This window comes from Agromyces sp. MMS24-JH15 (assembly GCF_043518605.1).
GTDB lineage: Bacteria > Actinomycetota > Actinomycetes > Actinomycetales > Microbacteriaceae > Agromyces.
Genome location: NZ_CP171358.1, coordinates 1,592,187 through 1,605,971, shown reverse-complemented (window position 1 = coordinate 1,605,971; position 13,785 = coordinate 1,592,187). Strand labels below are relative to the sequence as shown.

Sequence of the window (13,785 nt, the reverse complement as noted above, 5' to 3'; positions counted from 1 at the left end):
TCGAGGGTACCCGAGCGTCATGACGCGTGCGTTTCGCGCGGCGTCAGGTGACGATCCGCCCGACGCCGCGCAGGACCGTCCGGGCACCGCCGGATGCGCGCCCGCAAGCGACCCGGGCGTGCCGGTGCCGGCCGCACGAGCCCTGCGCGTGCTCGCCCGGCGCTCAGATCTCGACGCCGACGAGCACCGGCTCGGGCCGGAGCACGATGCCGAACTCGGCCTGCACGCGACTCACCACGAACCGCGCGAGCTGCGCGACCTCCTCGGCGGTCGCGCCGCCGCGGTTGGTGAGCGCGAGCGTGTGCTTCGACGACACCGCCGCGCGCGAGCCCGGGATCGCGAAGCCGCGCGAGATGCCGGCGTGCTCGATGAGCCACGCCGCCGACAGCTTCACGAGCGGCTCGCCCTGCGGTTCGGCGGGCGCGGCGTCGGATGCCTCGAGCGAGGCCTGGTGGGCGAGGAACGCGTCGAGCGGGGTCCCGGCCGCGAGCGCGTCGAGCGGGGTGACCTCCTCGACCGGTTCCGGGTCGAGATACCAGCGCGGGGCATCCGCCGGGAGCGTGCGCACGAACCGCTCGCCGACGATCGGGTTCGTGAAGAACGACCCCGCGCTGACCGAGTCCGGGTCGCCCGCATCGAGCACCATGCCCTTCGAGCCGCGCAGGCCGAGCACCGCGTCGCGCACGCGCGCGAGCGGCACGCGGTCGCCGAGCTGCACGCCGAGCGCGTTCGCGAGCTGGGCGTACGCGACGGACCCGCCGATCGCCTCGCCGAGGACGGCCCGCTCGGCGGCGGTGTCGTGCAGCTCGAGCTCGATCGACACGACGACGCCCGCGAGCCCGGCCTTCAGCACCGACGTGCGGTAGCCGAGCTCCAGGTCGGATGCCTCGATCCGCCGCGGCTGCGCGCCGTACTCGTCGAGGAACTCGATCGCGACGAGGCTCGCCGACAGCTCCTGCCCGTACGCGCCGATGTTCTGGACGGGCGCGGCGCCCACCGAGCCGGGGATGCCGCTCAACGCCTCGACGCCCGCGAACCCCTGCGCGACGGTCCACCCGACGAGGTCGTCCCAGTTCTCCCCCGCCTGGACGCGCACGCGTACGCGGTCGCCCTCGCCGCCCGGCAGCACCTCGATGCCGCGGTTCGCGACGAGCACGACGGTGCCGTCGAACCCCTCGTCGCTCGCGAGGAGGTTCGACCCGCCGCCGAGCACCATCCACGGCTCGCCCGACTCCCACGCCTCGCGCAGCAGGTCGACGAGGTCGCGCTGCGTGGTCGCGCGGACGAGACGACGGATCGGCCCTCCGACGCGGAGGGTCGTGAGCTCCCGGAATCCGGCGCCGTCGGTCATGTCAGCCGAGGTCGACGACGACCTGCGCCTTGCCGAGCACCGTCTCCTCGCCGACCTTCACGGTCAGGTCGATGCGGACGGTGCGGGCCTCGGCGTCGAGGGTGCCGACCTTGGCGATGACCGCGACCACCGCGCCGATCGCGGGGTCGACGACCACGGGCCGCGTGAACCGGGTCTGGTAGTCGCGGATCCGGCCGGGGTCGCCGATCCAGTCGACGACCGGCTGCACGGCGAAGCCCATCGTCAGCATGCCGTGCGCGAGCACGCCCGGCAGGCCCACCTGGTGGGCGACGTCGTCGCGGTAGTGGATCGGGTTGAAGTCGCCGGATGCCGCCGCGTAGCGCACGAGCGAATCGCGCGTGAGCGGGAAGGACTGCTCGGCGACGATGTCGCCCACGACGAGGGCGTCGAAATCGGGGTGGGTGAGGGTCAGCGGCATCAGTCGTCTCCTCGCACGACGAGGGTGGCGATCGCGGTCACGACGTGCTCGCCCGAGGCATCCTCGACCCGCGTCTCGGCGGTGATCATCGAGTGCGCGCCGAGCGTCTTGATGGCCGTCACCTCGAGGTGGGCGAAGAGCTCGTCGCCCGCGACGACCGGCCGCGTGGTCCGGAACCGCTGGTCGCCGTGGACCACGCGCGAGAAGTCGATGCCGCCGTCCGGCACGGCGAGCAGCTGCGCGAGCGTGCGCTCCTGCACGACCACGGCGAAGGTCGGCGGAGCGACGACATCGGCATACCCGGCCGCCCGTGCCGCCTCGACGTCGAGGTGGATCGGATTCGTCGCGAACACCGCGTTCGCGAACTCGCGGACCTTCTCACGACCGACGAGATAGGGCTCGAGGGGCGCGAAGACATGCCCGCGCAGCTCGGGATTGACTGGCATCCAACCAGTCTACGTCGCGACGGTCACCACTCCCGCGACCGTGACGAACGGTCGCCCTGGCGGTTCCCGCGACCCTGGCCGTCGTAGCGGGGCCGGTCGGAGCGGCGAGCGCCCTGGCCGTACCCGCGCCGGTCGTCGCCGCCCGAGCGGGCGCCGCGGCCGCCCGCGTCGGGGCGCAGTTCGATCGGCCGGCCCGAGATCTTCGTCGTCGACAGCCGGTCGAGCACGTCGTCCGCGAGGTCGGCGGGGAGCTCGACGATCGAGAAGTCCTGCCGGATGTCGATGTGCCCGAAGTCGTCGCGGCTGAGGCCGCCCTCGTTCGCGAGCGCACCGACGATCTGCCGCGGCTCGACGCGCTGCCGGCGGCCGACCTCGATGCGGTACGGCGCGAGGGCGCCGCCCGTGCGCCGGCGCTCGCGCCGGTCGCCCCGGTCGCCGCGCTCGTCGCCGTCGCGCCCGCGGCCGCGACGGTCGTCGCGGTCGAAGCGGTCGGACCGGTCCGGCCGGTCGCCGCGGTCCTCGAAGCGGCCGCGCTTCGGCTCGGCGTTCGGGTCGAGCAGCAGCGGCGAGTCACCCTGAGCGACGACCGCGAGTGCAGCGGCGACGTCGGCCTCGGGCACGTCGTGGTGGCGAACGTAGTGCGCGATGATGTCGCGGAACGCGTCGATGCGCGACGCCTGCGAGAGCGCCTCGGTGATGCGGTCGTCGAACCGCGCGAGGCGGGTCACGTTGACGTCCTCGGCGGTCGGCAGCTGCATCTGGATCATCGGCTGGCGGGTCGCCTTCTCGATGCGCGCCAGGAGGCCCCGCTCGCGCGGGGTGACGAAGCTGATCGCGTCGCCCGTGCGGCCCGCACGACCCGTGCGGCCGATGCGGTGCACGTACGGCTCGCTGTCGGTCGGGATGTCGAAGTTCACGACGTGGCTGATCCGGTCGACGTCGAGGCCGCGCGCCGCGACATCCGTCGCCACCAGGATGTCGAGCTTGCCGCTCTTCAGCTGGTTCACGGTGCGCTCGCGCTGCTGCTGGCTGAGGTCGCCGTTGATCGCGGCCGCCGAGTACCCGCGCGCGCGGAGCTTCTCGGCCACCTCCTCGGTGACGTTCTTCGTGCGGACGAACACGATCATGCCCTCGAAGTTCTCGACCTCGAGGATCCGGGTGAGGGCGTCGATCTTCTGCGCGAACGACACGACGAGGTAGCGCTGCGTGATGTTCGCCGAGGTCTGCGTCTTCGCCTTGACCGTGATCTCCTCGGGATCGGTCAGGTACTGCTGCGAGATCCGGCGGATCGCGGCCGGCATCGTCGCCGAGAACAGGGCGACCTGCTTGTCGTCGGGCGTGTCGGCGAGGATCGACTCGACGTCCTCCGCGAAGCCCATCTTCAGCATCTCGTCGGCCTCGTCGAGCACGAGGTACTTGAGCTCGGAGAGGTCGAGCGTGCCGCGGTCGAGGTGGTCCATGATGCGGCCCGGCGTGCCGACGACGATGTGCACGCCGCGGCGGAGCGCCGAGAGCTGCACGCCGTACGCCTGGCCGCCGTAGACGGGGAGGATGTGCACGTCCTTCAGGCGCGACGCGTACTTCTCGAACGCCTCGCAGACCTGGAGCGCGAGCTCGCGGGTCGGCGCGAGCACGAGCGCCTGCGGCGTCTTCTGCGACACGTCGAGGCGCTGCAGGATCGGCACCGCGAACGCGGCCGTCTTGCCGGTTCCGGTCTGCGCGAGGCCGACCACGTCACGGCCGCTGAGCAGCGTCGGGATGGTCGCCGCCTGGATCGGCGAGGGCGTCTCGTAGCCGACGTCGCGGAGGGCCTTGAGCACCGCCCCGTCGAGCCCGAGGTCGGCGAACGTGATCGCGGCGGGCTCTGCGGGAGCCTCGACCTCGACCTGGGAATCGACGGAAGTCACATCTCAGGGTACGCCCGACACCCCGGCAAAGGCTGGGAGCGCCGTCGCGGGCGGTTCGCCGGGGGTTCCGGGGCGCCCGGCGGGCTGGGTCGTCGGTGCCCTGGGGTGGTGGTGGTGCCGATCGTCCGAGCGCTGTGCCATCCGCTGGGGTGCACCGATGTCGCGCAAACCGACGCCGGCGGCCGGCGCTGCCGACGTCCTGCGCGACATCACGACCCGAAGTCGCGCGAACCGACGTCGCGGCGCGGCCCCGCCGACGTTCTGCGCGACATCACGACCCGACGTCGCACGAAACGATGGAGGGCGGGCGGGGCGGGCGGGGCTACAGCAGGCGTCGGGCGTTCGCCCAGGCGGTGAGCTCGTGCCGGCTCGAGAGCTGGAGCTTCCGGAGCACGGATGACACGTGCGTCTCGACCGTCTTCGTCGAGATGAACAGCGCCGACGCGACCTCCTTGTACGCGTAGCCGCGCGCGATCAGGCGCATGACCTCCTGCTCGCGCGCGCTCAGCCGGTCGAGCTCGTCATCGGCCGCGGCGGTCTCGCCTCCGGCTGCGCCGAACGCGTCGAGCACGAACCCCGCGAGCCGCGGCGAGAAGACCGCGTCGCCCGAGGCCACGGCGACGACGGCGCGACTCACCTCGGCGGCCGACGCGCCCTTGGTCAGGTAGCCGCGGGCACCCGCGCGGATGACCCCCACGACGTCCTCGGCGGAGTCGGAGACGCTGAGCGCGAGGAACCGCGTGCCCGGCACGCGTGGGCCGGCGAGGCCGAGCACCTCTGCGCCGCCGGAGACGGAGGCATCCGCGCCGCCCGGCAGGTGCACGTCGAGCAGCACGACGTCGGGGCGGGTCGCGACCACGATTTCGACCGCGGACGGGACGTCGGATGCCTCGCCGACGACCTCGATCGACCGGTCGAGGTCGGCTCGGAGGCCGGCGCGGAAGATCGAGTGGTCGTCGACGACGACGACGCGCAGCGGGGCGGGGTCGGTCATTCGGGGTCCTCGTGGGTCATGGTCTCGAGACGCGTCGCCTCCGGCGGCGCTCCTCGACCACCGGGGGAAGCCGCGTCCGGCGGCGCTCCTCGCCCACCGAGGGATGTCGCCTCCGGCGGCGCTCCTCGACCACCGAGGGATGTCGCCTCCGGCGGCGCTCCTCGACCACCGAGGAACGTCGCCTCCGGCGGCGCTCCTCGACCACCGAGGGACGGCGCGTCCGGGGGCCCTCCTCGACCACCGGGGGACGTCGCGTCCGGCGGCGCTCCTCGACCACCGGGGGATGTCGCGTCCGGCGGCGCTCCTCGACCACCGGGGGATGTCGCGTCCGGGGGCGCTCCTCGACCACCGGGGGATGTCGCGTCCGGCGGCGCTCCTCGACCACCGGGGGATGTCGCCTCCGGGGGCACGGTTCGACGGGCGTCCCGGAGCAGGAACGCGAGGTGCACCTCGGTGCCCTGCCCGCCGACGCCGGGACGGACCGTCGCGGACCCGCCGGCACGGCGCATCCGGCCCACGATCGACTCGCGCACGCCGAGCCGATCGGCCGGCACGCCGAGCGGGTCGAACCCGGGGCCGCGGTCGCGCACGTAGACGTCGACTCCGCGGTCCGACCCCTCGAGGTAGACCGACACCTCGCCGCCCGCGTGCCGCGCGGCGTTGAGCATGGCCTCGCGCGCGGCCGCGGCGAGCTCGCCGCTCGCGCGCTCGGACGACATGCCGACCGCGACGACCTCGATCCGCACGGGGTAGTCGAGCTCGAGTGCGGCCGCGAAGTCGCGCAGGTCCGTGGCCAGGTCGCTGTCGGCCGGGGCATCCGCGTCGTAGAGCCAGCTGCGCAGCTCCCGCTCCTGCGCGCGGGCGAGCCGCCCGGCCTCGCTCGACGCGCCCGCGCGGTTCTGGATGAGCGCGAGCGTCTGCAGCACCGAGTCGTGCAGGTGGGCGGCCATCTCGCTGCGCTGCTCGTCGCGGATGCGGCCGACGCGTTCGTCCACGAGGTCGCGCCAGACGGTGAGGAGTGCTGGCGCGAAGACGAGCGCGACGCCGAGCAGGCAGACCACCGCGAGGAGGAACCCGCCGACGCCCGCGCCGGGTGCGGCCGCCGAGACGAGCGCGATCACGACGAGCCCGCCGGATGCCGCGGCGCGGACCGCCTGCTCGGCGCGCGGGCCGCGGTCCGGGTCGGCACGGTCGACGAAGGTCGCCCAGCAGCCCGCGGCCGCGGCGAGCGCGACCGCCCCGAACGCGAGCGGGACGAGGGCGCCGAGCGCCGAGGCATCCGCTCGACCGACCGCGGTCGCGACCACCGCGACGAGCAGGACGCCCTCGGCGGCGACGAGGATCCACGCGACCGGGGCCCGGCGCGTGACGCGCGAGCGGCCGTCGGACCACGGCGCGAGCGCCCACAGCCATGCGTAGAACAGGATGCCGGCCCCACCGAGGAACGCCGTCACGACGAACGCCGTCCGCACGAGCGCGGGCGGCCAGCCGAGGTGGTCGGCGAGCCCGCCGGCGACCCCGGCGACCCAGCAGTCGCGGCGCCGGGTGAGGCGCGGCGAGGTCGCGGCGGTCGACATGCCCACCATCCAACCAGCCCGGATCCGCGCGCGACGGCGAATCAGGGACGGATCAGGGTGATGCCGGATGGTCCGCCGCGAGGCAACCGCGCCAGCATCGGAGCATGGCCCCGACTCCGACCGATCCCGAGACCGCATCCGGCCCCGATTCCGAGCGCGGTACCGACTCCGCCGCGGACACCCGCTCCGCGCCGGGCACGGACTCCGCTGCCGCTGCCGATCCCGCCGCGTCGTCCGCCGCCGCGGGCGATGCGGCGACCGATGCGGAGGCCCCCGCGCCGCCGGTCGCGCCGGTCCCGCCCGAGCCCCCGCTGCCGCCGGACTTCCCGGTCGGCCCGGACCAGCCCGGTGCCGCCGGAGCCGGGGACGGGGCATCCGCGTCGACGCCGGCCGCCGACGCCGGGTTCTTCGGGTGGCTGCGTTCGCTCGGCGTGCCGCGCACGCCCGGCTGGATCGGCGGCGTCGCCGCGGGCATCGCGAACCGCCTCGGGATCGACCCGCTCATCGTGCGCGGCGTGCTCGTCGTCTTCGCGCTGTTCGGCGCGCCCGCGTTCCTCGCGTACGGCGCCGCGTGGCTGCTGCTGCCGAACGCGTCCGGGCGGATCCACCTCGAGCAACTGCTCCGCGGCGTCTGGGACTCGGCGCTCATCGGGATCGCGATCTTCCTGCTGGTCGGACTGTTCCCGCCCGCGTTCGGCGTCCCGGCGGTCTTCGGCGGCGCCTGGGCGTGGATGTGGGGCGGTGACGCCTGGGCGAATGCGCCGTGGTTCAGCCCGTTCGGCATCAACCTCGGCCCGGTCGTCTGGACGCTCCTGCTGCTCGCGGGGATCGCGGCGCTCGTGGTCTGGCTCGTGCGGCGCTCGCGCGCGCAGGGCGGGGCCGGGGTGGCCGCCGGGGGCGCTGGCGCATCCGCGGGCGGATCCGCCGCGGCGTACACACCGTACGCACCGGCGGGCCGGTCGGTCGGACCGACCGGATCGTCGGCAGGATCGTCCGGTGCCGTCGCCCCCGCCGTCGCGATCTCGGTCGCGGGGCTCGCGCGCGGGGCATCCTCGGCTCCGACCGTCGCCGACGGCGCCGCCGCACCGCCCGCCCCGCCGCGCCCGGAGGCCGGCTCGAGCGCCGCGGACTACGAGGCGTGGAAGCTGCGCTACGACGAGTGGCGCGCCGCGCACGCCGAGTGGCGGCGCGCGCAGTCGGACGCCGGCCGGCAGGCCCGCGCCGAGATCGCCGAGCAGAACCGCGCGCGATCGGCCGCGTACGCCGCCGAGGCCGAGGCGGCGCGCCGCCTGCGTCGGGCCACGCGACCGCGCGCGAGCTTCGCCTACGTCGTCGCGACCCTCGGCGGCGCGATCGTGGTCGGCTCGCTCACGGGCATCGCGGCGTTCTCCTCGCCCGCGACCGCCGACTGGGCCGGCACGATCGCGCTCGCCGCCGCCGCGCTCGTCTCGGCGCTGTCGATGGTGCTCGCGGGGTCGCTGCGCCGGCGCAGCGGGTTCCTCGCGTTCACGACGATCGTGCTGCTCGTGCTCGCCACGATCGGCGCGGTCGTGCCGCGGCCGGGAACGCTCGTCGTGATCGGGTCGATCGACGGTCCGGTGCGCGAGGGGACGTTCGTCCAGGCGGTCGGGGACGTCGACGTCTCGGTCGACGGCGACGACCTCGCCGGCGGGCCCGCACCGCGCATGGAGATCGTGCAGGGCGCCGGCGAGGTCGACGTCCAGGTCCGCGACGACGCGCGACTCGAACTCCAGGTCGACTGCGGGTCGTGCTGGGTGGAGCTGGTCCGGATGCCCGCCGACGGCATCGCGGCGACCTACGACGGCGTGCAGCTCACGGCGCCGGGTTCCGGCTCGTGGGAGCGGGTCGTCGGCCAGGGCACGACGCCCGGCGAGACGGATGCCACGATCGCGATCCGCACGGGCGCGGGCAACATCCGCGTCGTCCTGTGGGACGAAGGATGACCCGTCCGAGGCATCCGTGACCCCGGCGTCCGGCGTCGCCGCCCGCCCGACCAGACTCGCAAGGAGACCGACATGACCGACCAGACCACCCCGATCGAGCCGACCGCCCCGACCGCCCCGACCGACCCGACCACCACCCCGACCGCGGCCGGTTCGACGACGTCGACCTCCGATCCGATCGGCGCCGGATGGCCCTCGGCCGACGCCCACGCGGGCGCGGCATCCGCAGTGGCGGCATCCGCAGTCGGGGCATCCGCCGCGCTGCGCGGCCCGCGCGTGCGCTGGGGCGCGATCGTGTGGGGACTCGCCTTCGCGGCGATCGCGGCCGTCGAGCTGTGGGTCCTCGTCGACCCGGCGCGGCGCGACGCGGCATCCGACTGGTGGCGCTCGCTCGAGCCGGGGATGTTCCTGCTCGTCGTGCTGCTCGCCATGGGTGCGCTGCTGCTCGTCGCCGGGCTCGCCGGCGTCCTGCGGCGGGCGTCCTCGCGCTGAGCGCACGCCGCCTTCCCCGCGCGCGCCGCCTGCCCCGCACGCGACGCGCACACACGCGCCCACACGCGCACACACGCAAGCTGCACGGACACGAATGGTCGCTCCCGATCGACGGGAGCGACCATTCGCGTCCGAGCGAGCGTCCGAGTTCGCGTCCGTGCGCGCCTCCGAGCGCGCGTCCGAGCGCGCGTCCGAGCGCTCGCTCGGCCTCAGCCGACGCGCGCGCCCGCCCGGTCGACGACGACGTCGCCGTCCACGACCGTGAGCAGCACGACGGTCTGCGCGAACGCGTCGGGGTCGGTCCTCAGCGGGTCGTCGGCGAACGCCGTGAGGTCCGCGCGCGCGCCGACCTCGAGCCGTCCACCGGTCTCGCCGACCGAGGCCCAGTACTCGCTCGTGTAGCCCTCGACCGCGTGCGCGGCCGAGATCGCCTGGGCCGGCTGGACCGGTGCGATCTCCGGACGCCCCGCGGGGCGCCGCAGCTGCGCGGCCGCGACGATGCCGCGCGGGTCGTACGGGGCGATCGGCCAGTCGGACCCGAGCGCGACGGTCGCGCCGCGCGCGCGGAGGTCGCCGATGCGCCACGCCCGGTTCGCCCGCTCGGTCCCGAGGCGCTGCGACCAGTTGTCGCTGTGGTCGGCCTTCGAGTAGTGCGTGCAGTGCGTCGGCTGCATGCTCGTGGCGGCGCCGGCCTCGATGATGCGGTCGAGCACCTCGTCGGGCAGGGTCTCGATGTGCTCGATCCGGTGCCGAGTGCCGTTGTCGGGCTGGGCGGCGATCGTCTCGGCGACGAACGCGATGCCCCGGTCGCCGATCGCGTGCGTCGTCGTCGGGATGCCGCGCTCGTGGAAGTACGCGACGGCCCGGGCGTACTCGTCGGGCTCGAGGTAGAGCGACGCCGTGCTCTCGCCCTTCGTGTCGGGCTCGAACAGCCACGCCGTGCCGTTGTCGACCGTGCCGTCGATCATGAGCTTGATGCCCCGGACCTCCCAGCGACGGCCCGCCCGGCCCTGCAGCGCGACGAGCCCGGCCAGGTCCTCCTCGGTGAACCCGGGCATGGCCCAGGGCGAGATCCGGAGCCGGATCGCGAGGTCGCCCCGGCGCTCGAGCTCCTCGAGCATCGGGATCGAGTCGGGGTCGGCGAGGTCGAGCATGTGCCCGGCGACGATCCCCGACTCGGCCATGCCGCGGAACAGCGCGCCGAGCTCGTCGACCCGCTCCTCGAAGGCCTGCTCGGGGAGGTGGTCCATGACGAGGAGCTCGGCCTGCATCTCGTGCAGCATGCCGGTGGGCCGGCCGGCCGCGTCGACGCCGACGAACGAGGCATCCGGGAACGTCTCGCGGCCGGTGACGCCGCCCAGCGCGAGCGCCGCGTCCGAGACGAGGGCCGCGTGCCCGTCGAAGAACACGACGAACGCCTTGCGGTCGTCGATGAGTCCGTCGAACAGCGAGTTGTCCCAGGGCCCGCCCTCGAAGACGGCGGGGTCCAGGCCCCAGCCCAGGATCCACTCGTCGTCGCGGCCGGCCGCGTACTCGGCGATGGCCGCGCGGGCCTCGTCCCGCCGGGTGATCCCGGACAGGTCGAGGCCGCGCGCCATCTTGAGCCCGATGACGGGGTGGATGTGGGCGTCGATGAATCCCGACGCGAGCGTGCCCTCGCCGAGGTCGATCACCCGGGCGGCGCCGTCCGCCCAGGCGGCGGCGTCGTGACCGGAGCCGACGGCGACGATCACGCCGTCGCGCACCGCGACGAATCCGGGGGCGGCCGATGCGGGATCGGCGAGCACGTCGGGGGTGAGCACGCGGTCCGAGAGGACCACGAGGTCTGCCGGTCGCATCCGCATTCCTCCTAGAACTCGCTCGCGCCGCCGATGGCGGCGTAGACCTGCGGGCGGGTGCGCTTCCACACGACCGCGAGCACGAACCCGACCGTGAACGTGACGGGCGTGATCGCGAGGACGAAGAAGTTCACGACCGGGCCGCCGGCGGTCAGCATGTCGAGGCTCGTGCACAGGATGTAGAGGACGCCGACCTGGGCGAGTCCCGACACGACGGCTGCAGGCACCACGTACCACTTCCTGGCGATGCCCGGGTTCTTCAGGAAGAAGACGGCGACCGCGACGCACGTGAGCACCTGCAGCAGCAGGATGCCGAGCACGCCGGCGCTGTTCACCCAGAGCAGGAGCTGCATGTACGGGTCGAGGCCGCCGATCGCGAAGAACGCGACCACGACGACGGCGAGCACGGTCTGCACGATGCCCGAGACGTACGGCGAGCCGGACTTCGGGTGGGTGCGTCGGAGCGCGGCCGGCAGCACGCCGTCGCGGGCGAGGGAGAAGGTGTACCTGTTGATCGCGTTGTGGAAGGCGAGCTGCGAGGCGTAGACGCTCGTGAGGATGAGCAGGTACATCGCGAACTCGGCCCAGGCGCCGAGGTAGTGGCCCGCCTGCGCGAAGACGAGGCCGGCCGGGTTCTCGGCAGCCGCCGCGACGGCGTTCGTCTCGCCGAGCGAGATCACGATCGCCCACATGATGAAGCCGTAGAACCCGGCCAGGAACGCCACCGAGATGTACGTCGCGCGCGGGATGGTGCGGTTCGGGTCGCGCGCCTCCTCGCGGTAGAGCGCGGTGGACTCGAAGCCGAGGAACGCCGCGAAGCCGGCGCCGAGAATGGCGAACAGGCCCGGGTTGAAGAGCGCCTCGGGCGTGAAGCTGCCGAACGTGATGCCCTCGGCACCTCCCTGCACGAGCACGACGACGGCGAATGCGAGCAGGATGACCGTCTCGAGGCCGAGCAGCACGCCGAGCACCTTGGCGCCGACGTCGACGCCGCGGTAGGCGACGAAGAAGATGGCGAACACGCCGATCGCGGCGATGACCCACCACGGCACGTCGATGCCGAACTGCGTCAGCAGCATGTCGTGGCCCTGCGCGCCGAGCAGGCCGTACAGGCCGATCTCCATGGCGTTGTACGCCACCAGCGCGACGAGCGACGAGCCGAGCCCGACCGCCTTCCCGAGCGACTGCGTGATGTACGTGTAGAAGCCGCCGAGCGCCTTGACGTGCTTGGTCATCGCCATGAACGCGACGGCGAAGACGCCGAGGATGAGCCCTGCGACGACGTAGACGACGGGGGCCCCGATGCCGCCGATGAGGATCGCGATCGGCGCGACGCCGGCCATGACCGTCAGCGGCGCCGCCGCCGAGATGACCATGAAGACGATGCCGCCGGTGCCCAGGGCATTCGGTCGGAGTGAGTTGGGGGCCGGTGCTCCGGTCGCGGGTTCTGCGACCGCGGGGGCGGTGGTCTGTTCCATGATGCCTTGGCTCCTTCGTCGAGGCGTCGGGTGTCGAATCCGCCGGCTCGAGTGCGTCCATCGGGTGGGGGTGGGGTGACGCAAGGGTGTTCCGAGTTGGCCTCAGGTTCGACGGGTTCGTGAGGTGAATCGATTATGCATGAAGGGATCAGCGTGCACAATCGATTCACCACAACGGATTCCACACCAATTCGGGGCGATCGTTCCGGTCCGCCTCGCTCCTCGCCAGCGCCGCTCGCGAGCGGTCCCCCGCCGCCGGCGCCCGCCCGGCCTCAGCCGACGGCGACCGCGCGTGTCGACTCGCGCACCACCAGCCGGGTCGGCACCTCGACCGACGTGCCCGGCTCGATCGATCCGTCGAGCGCACCGGCGAGCAGGCGCATGCACTGCCGCCCGAACTCGCGCGGCTGCAGGTCGAGCGCGGTGATCGACGGCTGGACCACCGCGAGCGAGTCGCTGTCGACGTAGGCCGCGAGCAGCAGGTCCTCGCCCACGCGGAGTCCCGCGGCCGCGATCGCCTCCGCGACGACGAGCACCGTGCCCTCGACGCCGCCGATCACGGCGTCGACGCCGTCGAGGTCCTCGACGAGCGCCGCGACCTGCGTGCCGAGTTCGGCGAAGGTCATCCGGGTCGAGGTCTCGACGAGCCGCGGCTCCACGCCGCGTTCACGGCACCACGCCGCGTAGCCGTCCTGCGTCTGCCGGCCCCACGCCATCGCCCGGTCGGCGAGGATCGCGGCGGGCCGGCGGCTCCCCTGCTCCCAGAGGTGGTCGAGGATGGTCCGGATGCCGACGACGTGGTCCGAGTGCACGACGCCGAACGGCGCGGTCATCGCCGGCGGGGGCAGTTCGCCGCTCACGACCGGCGCGTCGCCGTCGAGCAGGCCCGCGACCACGGGGTCGTCGTCGGTCGGATCGATGACGATGAACCCGTCGAGATGTCGCGGGATGCCAGACCGGGGCGAGTACGCGGCCGGCATGAGCGTCACCAGGACGTCCTCGGCCTGTGCCCGCTCGACCGCGCCGAACGCGACATCCATGTAGTACCGGAAGCTCAGCGTGTGGTCCGGCACGTACAGCCCGACCGTCCCCGAGCGCGACGTGCGGAGGCTCCGCGCCGTCGCGTTCGCGACGTAGTCGAGCTCGGCCGCCGCGGCGCGGATGCGCGCGCGCGTCGCCGCCGACATGCGGCCGCGGTCGCGCAGCCCGAGGGACGCCGTCGCCCGCGACACGCCCGCGAGCTCGGCGACATCCTGCAGCGTCGCTGCCCGGCCGGCCATGCGGCAAGTCTAGGCAGCC

11 protein-coding genes are annotated in these 13,785 nt (G+C 73.8%); 2 read left to right on the top strand and 9 right to left on the bottom strand.

All coding sequences use genetic code 11. The features are described 5' to 3' along the window. Positions 1-163 precede the first annotated feature (163 nt). The 6 genes from ACDF64_RS07285 to ACDF64_RS07260 form a co-directional block, all read right to left on the bottom strand. Positions 164-1,351, bottom strand: a complete 1,188-nt coding sequence (locus tag ACDF64_RS07285) for a UDP-N-acetylmuramate dehydrogenase (protein ID WP_394554436.1) — start codon at positions 1,349-1,351, stop codon at positions 164-166. Position 1,352: 1 nt separating this feature from the next. Next, entirely contained in the window at positions 1,353-1,790 is a 438-nt protein-coding gene (locus ACDF64_RS07280) for a MaoC family dehydratase (RefSeq protein WP_394554434.1), read from the bottom strand. Beyond that, positions 1,790-2,236 (bottom strand): MaoC family dehydratase N-terminal domain-containing protein, encoded by a 447-nt coding sequence (locus ACDF64_RS07275; RefSeq protein WP_394554432.1) that lies wholly within the window; start codon positions 2,234-2,236, stop codon positions 1,790-1,792. Before ACDF64_RS07275 ends, ACDF64_RS07280 begins: the two co-directional genes overlap by 1 nt. Before the next feature lie 23 nt (positions 2,237-2,259). Continuing rightward, positions 2,260-4,143 (bottom strand): DEAD/DEAH box helicase, encoded by a 1,884-nt coding sequence (locus ACDF64_RS07270; RefSeq protein ID WP_394554430.1) that lies wholly within the window; start codon positions 4,141-4,143, stop codon positions 2,260-2,262. A 322-nt stretch (positions 4,144-4,465) separates the two neighbouring features. Then, positions 4,466-5,137 (bottom strand): LuxR C-terminal-related transcriptional regulator, encoded by a 672-nt coding sequence (locus ACDF64_RS07265; RefSeq protein ID WP_394554429.1) that lies wholly within the window; start codon positions 5,135-5,137, stop codon positions 4,466-4,468. Next, complete coding sequence (locus ACDF64_RS07260; RefSeq protein WP_394554426.1) at positions 5,134-6,714, bottom strand: PspC domain-containing protein; 1,581 nt, start codon at positions 6,712-6,714, stop codon at positions 5,134-5,136. Before ACDF64_RS07260 ends, ACDF64_RS07265 begins: the two co-directional genes overlap by 4 nt. 104 nt (positions 6,715-6,818) lie before the next feature. On the opposite strand from ACDF64_RS07260, the gene ACDF64_RS07255 reads away from it, so the two are divergent. Then, positions 6,819-8,678 (top strand): PspC domain-containing protein, encoded by a 1,860-nt coding sequence (locus ACDF64_RS07255; RefSeq protein ID WP_394554424.1) that lies wholly within the window; start codon positions 6,819-6,821, stop codon positions 8,676-8,678. 72 nt (positions 8,679-8,750) lie between these two features. Further along, on the top strand, positions 8,751-9,170 hold the full coding sequence (locus tag ACDF64_RS07250; RefSeq protein WP_394554423.1) for a hypothetical protein: 420 nt from the start codon (positions 8,751-8,753) through the stop codon (positions 9,168-9,170). A gap of 209 nt (positions 9,171-9,379) precedes the next feature. On the opposite strand, the gene ACDF64_RS07245 is transcribed toward ACDF64_RS07250, so the two are convergent. The 3 genes from ACDF64_RS07245 to ACDF64_RS07235 all read right to left on the bottom strand — a co-directional run bounded on the left by ACDF64_RS07245 (position 9,380) and on the right by ACDF64_RS07235 (position 13,766). Further along, positions 9,380-11,008 (bottom strand): amidohydrolase, encoded by a 1,629-nt coding sequence (locus ACDF64_RS07245; RefSeq protein ID WP_394554422.1) that lies wholly within the window; start codon positions 11,006-11,008, stop codon positions 9,380-9,382. Between the two features lie 11 nt (positions 11,009-11,019). Next, a complete protein-coding gene (locus ACDF64_RS07240; RefSeq protein WP_394554420.1) occupies positions 11,020-12,486 on the bottom strand; it encodes an APC family permease in 1,467 nt (488 codons plus the stop codon). A 272-nt stretch (positions 12,487-12,758) separates the two neighbouring features. Next, positions 12,759-13,766, bottom strand: coding sequence for a LacI family DNA-binding transcriptional regulator (locus ACDF64_RS07235; RefSeq protein WP_394554418.1), 1,008 nt, complete (start codon positions 13,764-13,766; stop codon positions 12,759-12,761). Between the last annotated feature and the right edge of the window lie 19 nt (positions 13,767-13,785).

What these genes read in the sequence shown, in the direction of transcription:
- ACDF64_RS07275 (WP_394554432.1), bottom strand. Translation starts at nt 2,236, where the DNA reads ATGCCAGTCAATCCCGAGCTGCGCGGGCATGTCTTCGCGCCCCTCGAG.
- ACDF64_RS07245 (WP_394554422.1), bottom strand. Translation starts at nt 11,008, where the DNA reads ATGCGACCGGCAGACCTCGTGGTCCTCTCGGACCGCGTGCTCACCCCC.
- ACDF64_RS07265 (WP_394554429.1), bottom strand. Translation starts at nt 5,137, where the DNA reads ATGACCGACCCCGCCCCGCTGCGCGTCGTCGTCGTCGACGACCACTCG.
- ACDF64_RS07280 (WP_394554434.1), bottom strand. Translation starts at nt 1,790, where the DNA reads ATGCCGCTGACCCTCACCCACCCCGATTTCGACGCCCTCGTCGTGGGC.
- ACDF64_RS07260 (WP_394554426.1), bottom strand. Translation starts at nt 6,714, where the DNA reads ATGTCGACCGCCGCGACCTCGCCGCGCCTCACCCGGCGCCGCGACTGC.
- ACDF64_RS07285 (WP_394554436.1), bottom strand. Translation starts at nt 1,351, where the DNA reads ATGACCGACGGCGCCGGATTCCGGGAGCTCACGACCCTCCGCGTCGGA.
- ACDF64_RS07240 (WP_394554420.1), bottom strand. Translation starts at nt 12,486, where the DNA reads ATGGAACAGACCACCGCCCCCGCGGTCGCAGAACCCGCGACCGGAGCA.
- ACDF64_RS07250 (WP_394554423.1), top strand. Translation starts at nt 8,751, where the DNA reads ATGACCGACCAGACCACCCCGATCGAGCCGACCGCCCCGACCGCCCCG.
- ACDF64_RS07235 (WP_394554418.1), bottom strand. Translation starts at nt 13,766, where the DNA reads ATGGCCGGCCGGGCAGCGACGCTGCAGGATGTCGCCGAGCTCGCGGGC.
- ACDF64_RS07255 (WP_394554424.1), top strand. Translation starts at nt 6,819, where the DNA reads ATGGCCCCGACTCCGACCGATCCCGAGACCGCATCCGGCCCCGATTCC.